The sequence below is a fragment of the Paenibacillus glufosinatiresistens genome (assembly GCF_031470375.1).
GTDB lineage: Bacteria > Bacillota > Bacilli > Paenibacillales > Paenibacillaceae > Paenibacillus_AQ > Paenibacillus_AQ glufosinatiresistens.
Window position 1 is genome coordinate 66240 of record NZ_JAVFHT010000017.1, and the last position, 14942, is coordinate 81181.

Here is a 14942-nt window from a genome sequence, read left to right on the forward strand (position 1 = left end):
ATCTTCCTCTCTGAATAAGATAGATTACGCCTTGACGATACGATCTTGGTGCTGCTGCAACTGCTGTGGAAACTCGCGGCGAAAATAGGCAATCATCCAGCGAGCGGCAGTGTCTTCGTCTGCCTGATACATCCGTCGGCAATATACAAACAGCACTGTTCCGGCCACACGGATGCCTCCATTCATGACCAACTGCTTCAGCAACTCCTCCATCTCCACAGGTAAGCCTTGCTTAATTACCATCTGCATTCCCCTCCTTTCTCCGGCGTCATCTCACAGCCGATGATGTTTTTCTCTGTCAGGCAACGACAAATAGCCCTCTCGTCGATTGAGCGGGCAAATCTGCGTATGCTGCTGCTTTGTGGCGGTGTGAGTAAAATGATATTCAGTAATGAAAGCCATCAGCAGCAGTTTATATGAATACAAAAAAAGGACTGCGATCTACTGTATAACAGTAGAAAGCAGCCCTTGGAAATAGGGGTGGGGCATGAAACGGCAGACCGCCCCATTGCTATATTAAGGTGTGGTACCTCGGAAAAATGTATGTATTTTTCAGTCTGTATAATGGTTGTCCGACTTCTCGAATGTACCTACAAAATCCTGGGCGATTCTAAGCAGAAACTGAATTTCATCAACATTGCGATCAGCGAGTAGAGGCTGGAACATTTCAATCAGTTGTTGCTTATCTGCTCCGGCTTTTTCTGTATCTGCAAAAAGAAACAGCTCATGAGGTTTGATCTTCAACGCCTGCATTATTTTCTCCAAAGATTCCAACGAGATATTGCGTACTCCACGCTCTGTATCCGATAAATATTTTTCGCTTAATCCGGACATCTCCGAAAGCTTCTCCTGAGTTATTCCCTGTGCTTTTCGGACAAGTCTGATTTTCTCGCCTACCAGCTTCACAAACTCTGACATGATATCACCTCTACAGTAAAGCGTAGAGGAGTTGAATGATCAGCATAACACCACTAAAGTTCATATTAAGTACATTTATAAGTGACCTTTTGAATCGGTTATTGTAAAATATTCCTGATGAAATCTATAAGTGATAGATGCATCAAACAAATGTACAGGAGGATACAAAGCATGATGAGAAAGCTTGTTTTTAGCATTGCAGCGTTTATATTATCATTTTCAAGTATCGCAACCACTGTGTTTGCCGATTTACCTTCCTATGGAGAGGAGTGGCAAAATGCAGAAGCAACACAGCAAAGCGTAAACTTTTCCGATCTGCCTCATACGAACTGGGCTTATCAATACATAGCAGAGATGGTAAATCGCAAAGTGATCAGCGGATACCCTGACGGCAAGTTCCGGCCGAATAATACGATTACACGGGCTGAATTCGCCAAGATCATGATTTCAGCTTCAGGCATTGACGCGAAGAAAGTAAATTACTCATCCTTCGCCGACGTTTCTGCGACCAACTGGGCATCCCCGTTTGTTGAAGCTGTAAAGGATTATATGACAGGGTATCGAACAGCGAACGGCCAGTATGTTTTCAATCCCGGCCAGCCTGCACTCAGGGAAGATATCACTGTAGCGTTGGTCAAATTGAAAGGGTATGCTACAAGCCGTCTGCCTGACCACAGTACGCTGGAAGCAATGTTCAAGGATTATAAGGGAATTTCTGAATCGGCCAAGGATTATGTTGCCATCGCTATCGAGAATGGTTTGGTGTCCGGCTATCAGGATGAGACTTTCCGCCCTCAAGCGACAGTTACTCGTGCCGAGGCCGCCGTACTTCTCTGGAGAGCTTATCAGTACGGAAACGATAACAAGGACGTCGGAGGGGGAAGTGAAGATATAACTACGCCAGTGTCACCATCACCAACACCTTCGTTGAACAATCAAACACCAAGTACGCCAGTTCCTTCTCAGAAGCCGGGGCAGTCCGATAAATTCACTGTTGATACTCTGGTTGGAGGCACTGGAGCCGGGAATACAGATGGCCCTGTCTCACAGGCAAAGATAAGTTATATCGACAGTATGGTGCTTGATAAATCAGACAATATTTACTTCCTGAACAGCCAAAACAAAAGCATCCGCAAATTCACTTCTGCTAATGGCACTGTCAGCACGTTGAATACGAGCGACAACAAGCCTGATGACCTTTATCCTCTGAATGACAGGGAGAACCGCAAGCAGCAACTGCTGGCGTACAATTATCAGGCAGATAAGGTGCTTGTTGGATCAATCTATCTCTCAGGAGGCAACTTCTCTGCGACTGCGGATACACGCTTGCATCAGGTGCAGCCATCTGTTGATCTGTTTGCGTATGGAAATGATGATGGATTCGAGTATCAAAGTTATCTCAGCTTTGTACAGGCAATCCGTGAAGATGAAGTGCTGTATGGCATCGTATCCCGCGACGACAATAATAAAGTACTTGATAGCTATATTTTGCAAGCCAAAAAGGGCGAGCAGAGCAAAATCATCGCCAGCACCAAGGAAGGGAGCAGCAGTGCTTTCAGCGGAAAATCAGCAATTGTATACAATGATCAGGCAATTTATATTCTGGATGCCGGAACGCGGACGCTGAACGCTATTCAACTTTTCCCAAGAAAGATTAAAGTGATCAAGACGATCAACACATTTGAAATGGAGTCCATCACATCGTATAACGGCAAGTTTTACTTTTCGAGCGGAGATACTGTGTACGAGATGGATACAGCAGGCAATCTGAACTATTTTGTTCGCGGTACTGATTTGATATATAACGACGGCAATCCCATTGAGTCTATAAATGAGATAGCCTTTGATAAAGCAGGAAACATCATTCTATTCGATGCCGGAAACCATTCGATTCGACGGATCAATCTGTAGATACAGGAGGATTGAACGAGCGTATGCAGCAGCAGTTTATAAGGACGATTAACACCTCTGACGCCTTCAGGATGAAGATGGATCAGTTTGAGAAGGATTTGAAGCTCAAGACAGGGCCGATGAAAGCCAAACTCAAGGGATTGGAGAAGGAATACGAACAGTATAAAGCCGTAGCGTTAGGAAGCGAAGTCGGCGGCGGTCTGCTGAGCTTTTTCGGTTCATTCGCTAAAGCTGTCGGCACTCTTGTTTTTTTCTTCAGCGTAATAAGCGGGCTTGTTGATGAGGAGGCTGTACGTGATTTCCTTCCTGCTGTAGTTGGCGTTGCTGTACTTGGGATTGTCATCTTCCTGTTTGGACTTGGATGGAAGCGAAAGGCCAAGGCGATGATTAAACAAGCCAAGCAGCGGCAGCAGGAAGCAGAAGTGAAGAAAAATTCTCTGAGGGCAGAGATAGATGCTTTGCGAGATGAAATCATTCTGGAACACAATCAATACGAGACCCTGATAGATGAAACCAAGAGAAATTATGAGCAGCATATGCTTAATCAACAGGAACTGATAACCAGCGAGGTTGAAACGCTCAAGCAATACAACAACAGCAACGATGGCACTAAAGAATGTCCCCAATGTGCGGAGATCATAAAGGCGAAAGCGAAGATATGCCGTTTCTGTAATTACAAGTTCGAGGAAAATGCATAAAAACGATATTACAATGTTACAAATCGTAGAAGACATCGCTTAATAAGAAGACAGAGGATGGATGTGGAGATGCCGCGACATCGTAATGATGGAAATCCTCCATAATAATACGATCTGCTAGGAGGAAAGCTTGAGAGGGTTTATCCGCAGCGATAAAGAACCATAATCGGAATATGGTACGACGTACATGAAATGGTCTATCGTACCAGTTATTGTATTAGCAGGTCGCCGGCAGGCGGGAGGATAAGTGCATAATGAAGAGAGCATGCTGTGACATCGGCTGCTCTCTTTATTTTTCTTAGAGTCGGTTATTTATGGTAAGGATGATTGTGGATGATGCGGAAGGCTCGATAAAGCTGTTCAATCAGAACAGTCGTTTTGAGTCCTGTATCCATCTCCATTTTACTCAGCGTCAGCTTCTCATCGTATTGAGCGATTTCTGAGCCAATAATAATGGAGACATCCGAGTTCCCCGAAACTCCTAGATCGTTAATTTTCCCCGCAAGCTCCTCTGACGACAGCAATTCCTCGGTGTTGGTAAAAAGTATTTTATAGCTGCTGTCGCCAAGAAGTTTTTTCTCAAGCTGATCGTCCCTTTTGAGATGAATCCATTTAATCGTGCAGTATCGGCCTAACCGTTTTTCATATTCTTTTATAGCTTCAAGATAGAACTTCTCTATCTTATCGCTGATTGTGTATATTGTGAGTTTCATATTAGGACCTCATTTCATCAATATGCTTAAGTATATCATTATACTTTGGGTTAGAAGCAGTTAGTGAATTATGTAGGAAGGGTTTTAAATCAATATGTAGTGATCCATAGATAAACAGAAGAAGAATTGAAATAGTAGTGAAGTATTGGGTCTTTAGAACAGGAATATGGGAAATTCTGTCGAACTATTCTGATATAGAACAAGTTGATGTTTGCATTAAGGAAAGGGGAAAGCAAGTATGGAGGTCATTTCTATACCACCATATGCACCAGTTCTTATGGAGGCAACCCGAGCAATTGGCTATTCATTAGAAACGGCAATATCTGACATAATAGATAATAGTATTACTGCAAATGCCACTAAAATAAACATTATGTTTTTCCCCGTTGAAGAACCTTATATTGCAATACTGGATAATGGCAAAGGAATGAATAAAGATGAATTAAAGAACGCTATGAGGTATGGCAGTAGAAATCCATTGGATGATCGGGCAATAGGCGACTTAGGGAGATTTGGACTAGGATTGAAAACTGCATCCATGTCCCAATGTAGAAGACTTACTGTTGTAAGTAAAAAGGAAAGTCAGATCGTCGCGGCACAGTGGGATTTGGATTTTATTCAATCAACAAATGACTGGTCCCTAAAAATCTTCAGCTTAAAGGATATAACAGATATTCCGCATGTTGAAGATTTGAAAGAGAATGAGTCAGGGACCTTGGTAGTCTGGCAAGTATTAGATCGACTGAGCGTAGCAGAGATCAACTTCGATAGATCAATGGGTAAATACATGGATCTTGTTCGGGGACACTTATCCCTTGTATTTCATCGGTATCTAGCGGGGAGAGAGGCCGGAATCAAAAAGGTTGAAATTTGGATCAACAAGGTAAAGATTGAACCGATAGATCCTTTTTTAGCTGATAGAAGCACACAAGTTATGGATGACGAAAGCATTTTAATTGACGGACATAAAGTTATGGTGAGGCCTTATACCTTGCCTCATATTTCTCAGCTCTCCGAAGTAGAGTTAAACATGCTAGGAGGGAAGGATGGCCTTAGAAGACTTCAAGGATTTTATGTGTATCGCAATAAAAGGTTGCTTGTTTGGGGCACGTGGTTTCGTTTGATGCGTCAAGGAGATCTATCAAAGCTCTCTCGTGTTCGTGTTGACATTCCTAACTCTCTTGATTATCTTTGGACGCTGGATATTAAAAAGTCAATTGCGGTACCTCCCGAGATTGTGCGTAAAAACTTGGCGGGGATTATTGGAAAAATATCCGAAAGCAGTGCTAGGACTTGGACATATAGGGGGAAGAAGGAAACTGATGACTCTCAAATTCATGTGTGGGATAGGATGAAAACTCGAGAAGGAGGAGTTATCTATAGAATCAACCGAGATTACCCTTTGATTGAAATGCTTAATTCTAGTACCACCATAGAGAAGCGATTATTAGAGAAACTTTTGATTCAAATCGAGAATGGACTACCTTTAAACCAGTTATACATTGATATGACAAATGATCAGCGAATTTTAAATGAGAATGAAATATCCAGGAGTGAATTGTCAGTACTCTTAAAGCAACTTCTATCTGTATGCAGAAATATACAGGAAAGAGATGAGATGCTGAAGAGGCTTGAAAACACAGAACCGTTTAATCAATATCCGCAAATATTAATTGAATTAGTTCAGGAGGCTGAATAAATGTTGAGTCAAGCAGCCCAAATGTTGGAGCGATTCATTTCAGTTGCAATTAATACAAAGTATCCTGATGCTCCTCCAAGTGAAGATGAGTTCATAACAGAAGCCATGGTTTTACGCGAAGCTTTTCCTATAGCAGACGAGGAATTCGATCAAATTATGAGAAATTTAAAGGCGGCTTTGGTTATACAAATGGATGTCGGTGTTTATATTTCAAATAAAAATAGCGATCATCAATCCTGGCTTCCAGGCCGCAGAGCAGAAATCGACTTCTATTACTGGAACAGGTTTAAACGATACTTGGAGGATGTAAAGGGATGGAATACTGGAGTGACAGCCAGCTTAGAAATAGTATCTAATGAAATTGTAGATCAATTTGGAGATCCCCAAAGCAAGAAACCATGGCAGAGAAGAGGATTGGTACTCGGGGATGTTCAATCTGGTAAAACGGTTAACTATACTGCTATCTGCAATAAAGCGGCAGATACCGGATATAAAGTGATTATTGTTTTAGCTGGTATGATGGAAAATCTGCGTATGCAAACTCAGAAGCGGTTGGATAAAGAATTTGCAGGCAGATTGAGTAAAGATTTATTGCGATTGAAGGGGAAGCAGGAAGTAAAGAATGTATTTGATGGTGTAGGAAAAATTGATTCCTCCAAGCGAATATCTGCCTTTACGTCCGTCTTGTATGATTTCAATACAAGTATTCTGAACAGCAACGATCTGACCTTGAGAAATATAAGTGAACCAGCCTTGTTTGTTGTGAAGAAGAATAAATCAGTGCTTAAAAATCTGGAGAGCTGGCTTTTTACCAATAATGCGGATAATTCTGGAAAAATAGACTTGCCCCTACTTCTTATTGACGATGAAGCTGATAATGCATCAGTAAACACAAAAAAGGAAGAGGAAGATCCTACAGCGATTAATGCGGCAATACGTTCAATATTAAATCGTTTTTATCAAGCCACATATGTAGGTGTTACAGCTACACCATTTGCCAATATTTTTATTAATCCTGAAAATGATGATGACATGGTAGGTGATGATTTATTTCCAAAAGACTTTATTTATTTGTTGGCTCCTCCAACAAATTATATTGGTGCTAATGCTATGTTTGGAGATGTCGGTACCCATGAAAAAAATATAGAAGAGATAGATACTGATGAAATTGAAATGTTCTTTCCATTTAAGCACAAGAAGGATCTTGTTGTTGATGAGCTGCCGCCAAGCTTATATGAAGCAATGGGTTATTTCTTGTTAATTAATGCAGTAAGAGATGTTCGTGGAGATAGTAAGGATCATCGCTCAATGCTTATTAATGTAAGCCGATTTACTGATGTCCAGGTTAGAATACGTGAGAAAATAATAGTTTGGCTGGAACAAGTTAAATCTGATGTGCAGAATTATGGTGCCCTTGATGAGGTACAGGCTATGAAGATAAATTCGTTAAGGATGCTAAAACAAATTTGGGAAAAATATCATCTGGGGGAGAAATCCGAATTGTCATGGGGAGATTTGCTTGCCACCTACTTGCATAAAGCGATCTCTCCAATAGAAATTCGAGCAGTCAACCAGAAAACGGGAGCAGCCAGCTTAAATTATGATGCTTATGAGGATAACGGCTTACGCGTTATTACAGTTGGGGGCAACAGCCTATCAAGGGGGTTGACACTCGAAGGTCTTTGTACTAGTTATTTTTATCGCAATTCTCAAATGTACGATACTCTTTTGCAAATGGCGAGATGGTTCGGCTATCGTCCTAATTACAGCGACTTGTTCAAAGTATGGATGTCTTCCGATGCAATTGATTGGTATGGACATATTACCGCAGCAGCAAATGAGTTAAAAGATGAAATTAGCAGAATGAATAAGTATAATCTTACACCGAAGGACTTCGGCCTAAGAGTAAGAAAACATCCTGAATCACTTATTGTTACAGCTAGAAATAAAATGAGAACAGCGACGGAGGTTAGTAGACCGATCTCTGTAACCGGAAAATTGCTGGAGACACCGCGATTAAAATCCAAGCCCGATGTTCTTGCAGCGAACGAGCGTGCCTTTAAGTTGTTTGTGGCAAATTTAGATACAGCAGGCTCAAGACGTAGCGTAGAGCAAGCTGGGCTTATGTGGAGCGGAATTCACAAAGATCTTATTGTAGAATTGCTTTACAGTTTTGAGACTCATCCTTGGCATATGTCATTTCAAGGAAAGGCTCTGGCTGAGTATATTGAAAAGAATTCAGGAATGACTGAATGGGATGTATTTATTCCTTTCGGCTCTGATTCAGATGATTTCGAACTTGAAGGTGCTAATGGAATAATCAAAATAAAAAGGGAAAAACGTTATGTTGAAGAAGCAAATGGAATGATCAAGGTTATGGGAACCAAAGTTAGAGTAGGATCTGGAGGTTGTACAAAGGCAGGGCTTACTAAAGGAGAAATCAAGGAAGCTGAGGAGAGATTTAGACAACTTAATCAGGGTAAATCAAATAATATTCCTGATAGTGCATATCTCATAGGGGATCGAAAACCTATATTAATGCTGCATGTACTGAAAAGCACTGGGAAGAAGGATGCTCCAATCAATCCTAAGATTCCTGACACATTATATGCCATTGGGGTTGGGTTTCCTGGGAATGGCTATATAAAAACAGCAAATTACGTAGTAAATATGGTGGATATAAGCAACTGGATGGATGTCGATGATGAGGATGATAACGATGGTGACTAATGAACAGCTTCTTGATAAATGGAACAGCATTATTCAATACGCCAAGTCCTATGTAAGGATAGACGGCACTCATCCCCTGGATTGGCATATCGGTTATGAAGATATTAATCAGAAGTCTCTTTTAATAGTTTGCAGCTATGAGCCGGAAATTTTGCCATCGTCCAAATCAATTATATCTTCAGTCGGAAGCCGCGGTGATGGAAAATGGACAATGACCTTTCGTTTAGTTCGTCAAGAAAATGAAGAAGTGTTCATTCGATTATGTTGCGATTTAATTGAATCATCAAGGAACCAATGCGACTCAGTGTTAGGAATCAAATTTGTTGCAAAACGGTATATGCAATGGTCAAAACTAATGGAGCAGGAAAGCAAAGGATTATTGAGTGATTCAGAAAGGAAGGGACTTTTGGGGGAGTTAATCCACTTGCAAAACTGCATTTTAGATGGAATTCCTATGCATGAAGCAGTTGAGAGCTGGATGGGGCCTGAAGGAGCAGATCAAGATTTTGTTTTTTCAGCTACCTGGCATGAAGTCAAGGCAACTGGAATTGGTTCAGAGTCTGTATCGATCTCTTCACTTGAACAATTAAAAGCACCATGCTCTGGGAAGCTTATAATATACTTTATTGATATAACAGCTCCCAACTCTTCTAGTTCTTTTACTTTGCTGAGCAAAGCGGATGATATACGAGGTGTCTTGAAGAGTAATCCAGCAACTCTTGATTTGTTCAACGACAAGTTATTAGGAAAAGGGTTCATAGACTCATTAGAATATAAAGAATACTGGTATAGACTAGGCGGAATTCAGAGCTATAGAGTAGATGACAGTTTTCCTAAACTGATTAACAGCAATGTCCCACCTCAAATTGCATCAGCAAGCTATAATATTAGTATACCGGCTATTGAGAGTTGGAGAATTCAATGATTAGATTTGGAGGGCCATATGGATCTGCAGGATTTTAGAAAAGAGTTTCTTGAAGATGTTCGTTCAACTGCTGCAGCCTATGGCGAGGGTTCAAGTGCTGCTTTTGTAGGGATTGTTTCAAACTATCTTGTAAATGCTGAAGTGCTTCCTGATTTTGAGGCCTCATTCTATTTAGGTTCGGGATTACGGAACCGAAAGTTGAGAATTGATGGATACGCACTGGATGAGTTTGATCATACAATGAATCTTATTGTGGCAGACTATCTTGGTGACGATGCTGAGAGGACGCTCACTCGGTCTGAAGCAGAGCAAATATTTCAGTGGCCTCTTCGTTTTATTGAAGAGACTTTCAATAATAAATTGAGTGATAAAATAGAGATAAGCAGTTCGGCTGCAGATTTAGTTGATATATTGAGAACTAATAAGGAACGGATTCGGAAGTATCGTGTTCTGCTGTTTACTGATGGATTAATGAGTGGCCGAATTGAAAGCTTCCCGGTCAAGGAGTTCGAGGGAGTAAGCGTAGAGTTTCAGATCTGGGATGTTGAGCGTCTTTATAAGATGTTTCTGGCAGAGTCTGGCCGTGAAAGTGTTGAGATTAATTTTACACAATATACTACTAATGGGATTCCTTGTCTTGATGCGAGCAATTTTGGAGACAATTCCTATCGTTCCTTTTTGTGTGTAATTCCTGGTTCAGTGGTGGCTGATATATATGATTATTTTGGTTCGCAATTACTTGAGGGCAATGTGCGGTCATTTTTGAGCACCAAGGTAGCAGTAAACAAAAAGATACGAGAGACAATTCTTGCTTCTCCTAAAATGTTTTTTGCATTCAACAATGGAATTGCTGCTACAGCAGTAGATGTAATAGTAGAAGAAAAACCTGAGGGGAAGTTTATTACCAACGTTAAGGATTTTCAAATTATTAATGGAGGGCAAACAACAGCCTCGCTATCAAGTGCACGTTATAAAGACAAAGCTAATCTTGATGGGATTAGTGTACAAATGAAACTTACTGAAATAAATGCGGAGTCTGATGAAACTCATAACTTAATGCAAAAAATCTCAAAATCATCAAACAGTCAAAACAAAGTCAGCGATGCTGATTTCTTTTCAACTCATCCTTTTCATATACGAATGGAACAGATTTCACGAAGAATGTTTGCTCCAGCAACAGGGGGCTCTCAACACGATACACATTGGTTTTATGAACGTGCGAGAGGGCAATATCTTCAAACTCAGATGCGTATGACTAAGGCCGAACGCAATCGCTTCCTTACACAAAATCCAAAGCATCAGCTTATTACTAAAACGGATCTTGCAAAAGCTCGCAATACATGGAGAGAATTGCCCCACATTGTCAGCAAAGGGGCTCAGTCCAATTTTAGAGAGTTCGCTGAATGGATTGATGATGCATGGCAACTCTCAGAGGAGTCTTTTAATGAAAGATTTTTTCAAGAGTCTATAGCTCTTTATATTTTATTTAAAAATGTCGAAATGCTGGTAACTCAACAGCCATGGTATGAGCATGGGTATCGTGCCAACATTGTAACTTACTCTATTGCCCTACTGGCCTATTTGTTAAAAGTTCAATATCCGACACATGTTATGGATTTACAGGTTATTTGGAATAAACAAGAAGTCCCAAAAGCACTTGCAAATCAGTTAAACAAACTTTCTAAAGCAGTGCTGGATACTATTACAGATCCTTCAAGAGCTGTTGCTAATGTAACCCAGTGGTGCAAGAGAGAAGCCTGTTGGAAAAGAGTCAAAGACTTAAATATTACTCTTGATCCAGAAATAGAATCATTACTTATTGCTTCAGGAGATGAAAAAACAGAGATTCGCAGAGCTCGTAAAGATCAGAAAGTAGTCAGCGGCATTGAGGCACAGACAAGAGTGGTTAAGTATGGGGCTGACTACTGGAAAAAAGTGCACTCGTTTATTCTTGAAAAGCGGATTCCTCACCACACAGAATCTGAGGCTTTAAAATTAGCCTGCAACATGCCTGCGAAGTTGCCAAACTCAATTCATAGCCAAAAGTTGCTTTCTTTGCTTGAAAGGATTATTATTGAAGGTTGGAAGGACGCTTGAAAAGAGGTGGATCAACGTGTATAGACTATTAGATTTGTTTGCAGGTGCTGGCGGTATGAGTTTGGGTTTTATGCAGTCTGGAAAATATGATATTGCTGTTGCGGTTGAAAAAAACGACTATGCAAAAGCAACATACGAACGCAACCATGAGAATACAGAAGTTCTGAGCGATATCCTGGATATTACTGACTATGACTCTTTCAGGCGTTCTTATGGGGAATTTGATGTTGTTGTTGGAGGCCCTCCTTGCCAAGGATTCTCAAATGCAAATCGTCAACGAAATCATATCATTAGTCAAAATAATAGTTTGGTAAAGAAGTATGTTGAAGTAATTCTTAATCTGAGACCAAAAGCTTTTGTGATGGAAAATGTTCGAATGCTAAAGTCAGATATTCATCGATTTTATTGTACCCATAATGATGGGATTGAATTCAAGCAACTTGGGATTATTACATCCAAAGAATCAATTTGTCTTTTAGATGCATTATGTCCTGTAAGCGATATTAATGAGTATTTGTTTGATCCGGCTATTTTAAATGAACTGATTTTGCCTGACAAGGAATTCTATGCATTAAGAATGTTGCATAAAAACTCTAAGAAGGAAGAGACAAGAGAGAAGGCTCTCAGCAAAGGTAAGCAATGTATAAAGCACATTTCAGCACTGCCACGAAGAAGCCAAGCAATTTCACGACAGTATGTTAATTTCGAGCAAGCTTCCCTTAATGCATTTATTAGATATGCTGGAGAGGAAATTTCATTTCAAGAGGCGGAACATGAAATACTGGATTATCTCAATGTTCAACGTCTGATGATGCATGCAAAAGAACTGTTGGATAACAGCATAGCTGTACACTCTTTGAAGATGGATCAAAAAGGCGTATATGTTGAGGCCGATTCATACTCGGTTATTGATTACATTGGCAAAAGACTCGGGCAATTGTATCGCATTGATGATGGTGTGCTTAATGCTGCGTGGTTTGGGGTGCCGCAGCTTCGTGAAAGATATATTGCTGTTGGGTTAAGAAAAGACCTGCATATCCAACCAGAACTGCCTGCAAGAGTGTATAAAGAAGCAGAGTATCTTACTGTATTTGATGCGATTCAGGATTTGGAGCCAATAGCTCCGGTTTTTAATACAGAGGATGCTCCTATCCCGCTGAATAATGAATTTCAAGCAACAGATCTTACGCGGCTGTTACGCAACACGACAGTGTTAAGCAACCATGTTGCTACGGAAACGCGAGAGACTGCAAAAAAACGTTTTGAAGCTTTGGGCCAAGGGCAGAACTTCCATAATCTAGATCGCAGCTTAATTGAGAATACGTATACTCGGCCAGAAAGAACACAGAATTCTATATATCTAAGACTTGAGTATGGCAAGCCTTCTGGAACAGTTACAAATGTACGCAAATCAATGTGGATTCACCCAATAATTTCGAGAGCAATAAGCATCCGCGAAGCAGCCAGGCTGCAATCTTTTCCTGATGACTATGTGTTTGTAGGAACCAAGGATTCGCAATACCAGCAGGTAGGTAATGCAGTACCTCCAATCATGGCTAGGGCTATTGCTGCTAAGCTTGCAGAAATGCTGGATTCATGCAGTGGGCTATCCAACGTGCAGAAGGGACTTGCTGATGGTGGATACACTGACAACAGAAGAACGCAGCAAGATGATGTCAAAAATAAGGTCAAAGAACACTGCTCCTGAAATGATGGTTAGGAGGTATTTGCACAGCAAGGGTTTTCGCTACAGACTGCACCATAAGAAACTGCCTGGGAAACCCGATCTTATTCTGCCAAAGCATAAGACAGTTGTCTTTATACATGGATGTTTCTGGCATGGCCATGAAGGTTGCAAATACTACCGTATTCCTAAGTCTAATATTGACTATTGGACCAAGAAGCTCAAAGGCAATATTAGCCGCGATAAGCAAGACCAGCAATCTTTACAGGCTATGGGTTGGAGAGTGTTGATAGTTTGGGAATGTGAGCTTAAGAGAAACGCTCAAACAAGATGTAGTACTCTTGCAAATCAAATAGGAAATAAACCTAACGAAACCCAAAAGTAGAAAGACTGGGGGTGGAGCAAAGTGCTTCTTGACGATCTAGTCATTCATCAGGAATATGACAGGCCGTTTCTTGCGAATTTATGGGGGTATAAAACTTGGCATGCGATCAGTAGGGGTATCGTTACCCCAAAGGGAGATAATAAAATAATCTTGTTTGTCACTAGATATAAACAAGAGAGTTTGACTCAATATGCTGACCATTTGGAGGAAGGCATACTCTACATGGAAGGTGAACGAAATCATCAGAATGATGTCAGACTAAAATTGTCAATGTCTTCAGATGATGAGATTTTTTTGTTTTATCGGGAAAGGCACCATATGCCTTTTACCTACTGTGGGCAGGTGCTTCTCACTGATTATACAATCTCTGTAGGAGACATCTGCAGTAAATTTGTTTTTAAAGTACCTCATTAGTTGAAGAATAGGGAGAGGCATTTGCCCCTCCCTTTGTCATTTAGTTTACCATATCAACCGATACGGAGAACCGTATCATAAGTAGGGGCAAGTTTTTGGAAAAACTCGCAAGAGCCTGTATTTGCAGCATGTGGGCAATAGGAGCTGGGCAGGTCACGCTTGTCGGAAAGTTGCGTAAACGGGCTTCTACGAGTTCTTTGTACTATATAATGATTTATGTACCCCGAAGGAGGCTTTTGTCGATTCACAGCAATTGGAGCATTATCAGAAGGCGTTCTCATGCGGGACTCTCTCATGGCATTACAATTTCCCTTTTATCACCTTCTGGTACATCAAGGGATGTAGATGCTGCCCTAGTCACTATGTATTTGTATCCTTCCTGCTTGGGAAGTTGGTTTAACGTATACAAGACTTAAAGAAGTACCTTGTCTATCTGCTATGCTCTAAGCCTTACAATTTGCGCCTCAGCAAATTTTCTGCCGGTTTTATGGGTTAACGCAAAAAAACACCTCCAAAATTCTCTCCCTATCTTGAAGTGCACCCCTTAGAATAGACATTGGAAAAACCCCCTGGTTATTCCGATAAAATCTAAGGGGTGCATTTTTATGGCGTTTAAAGGGCAGAAGCTCAAACAATATTCAGAAGAACTGAAGTTAGAGGCGATTCGGCTTCATGTGGAGGAGAAATGGACATACCGGGAACTCGGAGAGTATGGACTGTTGGATCAGCGGGGTAGGCGGGAAGAATATATCGATCAAGACCGGTATG

At 40.9% G+C, this 14942-nt stretch carries 11 protein-coding genes; 8 read left to right on the top strand and 3 right to left on the bottom strand.

All coding sequences use genetic code 11. The features are described 5' to 3' along the window. Window positions 1-24: 24 nt before the first annotated feature. Together RBI05_RS15840 and RBI05_RS15845 are read right to left on the bottom strand one after the other, a co-directional pair. On the bottom strand, window positions 25-243 hold the full coding sequence (locus RBI05_RS15840) for a hypothetical protein (RefSeq protein WP_310551796.1): 219 nt from the start codon (window positions 241-243) through the stop codon (window positions 25-27). Between the two features lie 309 nt (window positions 244-552). Then, window positions 553-918 carry a helix-turn-helix domain-containing protein gene (locus tag RBI05_RS15845; RefSeq protein ID WP_310551797.1) on the bottom strand — a complete coding sequence of 122 codons (366 nt, stop codon included), beginning with the start codon at window positions 916-918 and terminating at the stop codon, window positions 553-555. Between the two features lie 171 nt (window positions 919-1089). Between RBI05_RS15845 and RBI05_RS15850 the strand changes: the two genes are divergently transcribed. Beyond that, window positions 1090-2829 carry an S-layer homology domain-containing protein gene (locus tag RBI05_RS15850; protein ID WP_310551798.1) on the top strand — a complete coding sequence of 580 codons (1740 nt, stop codon included), beginning with the start codon at window positions 1090-1092 and terminating at the stop codon, window positions 2827-2829. A 23-nt stretch (window positions 2830-2852) separates the two neighbouring features. Beyond that, on the top strand, window positions 2853-3527 hold the full coding sequence (locus RBI05_RS15855; protein ID WP_310551799.1) for a zinc ribbon domain-containing protein: 675 nt from the start codon (window positions 2853-2855) through the stop codon (window positions 3525-3527). 308 nt (window positions 3528-3835) lie between these two features. On the opposite strand, the gene RBI05_RS15860 is transcribed toward RBI05_RS15855, so the two are convergent. Continuing rightward, a complete protein-coding gene (locus tag RBI05_RS15860; RefSeq protein WP_310551800.1) occupies window positions 3836-4240 on the bottom strand; it encodes a 23S rRNA (pseudouridine(1915)-N(3))-methyltransferase RlmH in 405 nt (134 codons plus the stop codon). A gap of 238 nt (window positions 4241-4478) precedes the next feature. Between RBI05_RS15860 and RBI05_RS15865 the strand changes: the two genes are divergently transcribed. Genes RBI05_RS15865 through RBI05_RS15890 form a run of 6 tightly spaced genes read left to right on the top strand, consistent with a single transcriptional unit; the run spans window position 4479 to window position 13760 of the window. Next, window positions 4479-5939 carry an ATP-binding protein gene (locus RBI05_RS15865; protein ID WP_310551801.1) on the top strand — a complete coding sequence of 487 codons (1461 nt, stop codon included), beginning with the start codon at window positions 4479-4481 and terminating at the stop codon, window positions 5937-5939. Continuing rightward, complete coding sequence (locus RBI05_RS15870) at window positions 5940-8669, top strand: Z1 domain-containing protein (RefSeq protein ID WP_310551802.1); 2730 nt, start codon at window positions 5940-5942, stop codon at window positions 8667-8669. After that, window positions 8659-9594, top strand: a complete 936-nt coding sequence (locus RBI05_RS15875; protein ID WP_310551803.1) for a PD-(D/E)XK motif protein — start codon at window positions 8659-8661, stop codon at window positions 9592-9594. The genes RBI05_RS15870 and RBI05_RS15875 overlap by 11 nt, the downstream gene beginning before the upstream one ends. A gap of 18 nt (window positions 9595-9612) precedes the next feature. Next, window positions 9613-11691, top strand: a complete 2079-nt coding sequence (locus RBI05_RS15880; protein WP_310551804.1) for an AIPR family protein — start codon at window positions 9613-9615, stop codon at window positions 11689-11691. 16 nt (window positions 11692-11707) lie between these two features. After that, window positions 11708-13399, top strand: coding sequence for a DNA cytosine methyltransferase (locus RBI05_RS15885; protein ID WP_310551805.1), 1692 nt, complete (start codon window positions 11708-11710; stop codon window positions 13397-13399). Then, window positions 13365-13760, top strand: a complete 396-nt coding sequence (locus RBI05_RS15890; RefSeq protein ID WP_310551808.1) for a very short patch repair endonuclease — start codon at window positions 13365-13367, stop codon at window positions 13758-13760. Before RBI05_RS15885 ends, RBI05_RS15890 begins: the two co-directional genes overlap by 35 nt. Window positions 13761-14942 lie beyond the last annotated feature (1182 nt).

Bases quoted from the DNA above. Each gene is read 5' to 3' on its own strand.
- RBI05_RS15840 (WP_310551796.1), bottom strand. From the start codon at position 243: ATGGTAATTAAGCAAGGCTTACCTGTGGAGATGGAGGAGTTGCTGAAG.
- RBI05_RS15845 (WP_310551797.1), bottom strand. From the start codon at position 918: ATGTCAGAGTTTGTGAAGCTGGTAGGCGAGAAAATCAGACTTGTCCGA.
- RBI05_RS15850 (WP_310551798.1), top strand. From the start codon at position 1,090: ATGATGAGAAAGCTTGTTTTTAGCATTGCAGCGTTTATATTATCATTT.
- RBI05_RS15855 (WP_310551799.1), top strand. From the start codon at position 2,853: ATGCAGCAGCAGTTTATAAGGACGATTAACACCTCTGACGCCTTCAGG.
- RBI05_RS15860 (WP_310551800.1), bottom strand. From the start codon at position 4,240: ATGAAACTCACAATATACACAATCAGCGATAAGATAGAGAAGTTCTAT.
- RBI05_RS15865 (WP_310551801.1), top strand. From the start codon at position 4,479: ATGGAGGTCATTTCTATACCACCATATGCACCAGTTCTTATGGAGGCA.
- RBI05_RS15870 (WP_310551802.1), top strand. From the start codon at position 5,940: ATGTTGAGTCAAGCAGCCCAAATGTTGGAGCGATTCATTTCAGTTGCA.
- RBI05_RS15875 (WP_310551803.1), top strand. From the start codon at position 8,659: ATGGTGACTAATGAACAGCTTCTTGATAAATGGAACAGCATTATTCAA.
- RBI05_RS15880 (WP_310551804.1), top strand. From the start codon at position 9,613: ATGGATCTGCAGGATTTTAGAAAAGAGTTTCTTGAAGATGTTCGTTCA.
- RBI05_RS15890 (WP_310551808.1), top strand. From the start codon at position 13,365: ATGTCAAAAATAAGGTCAAAGAACACTGCTCCTGAAATGATGGTTAGG.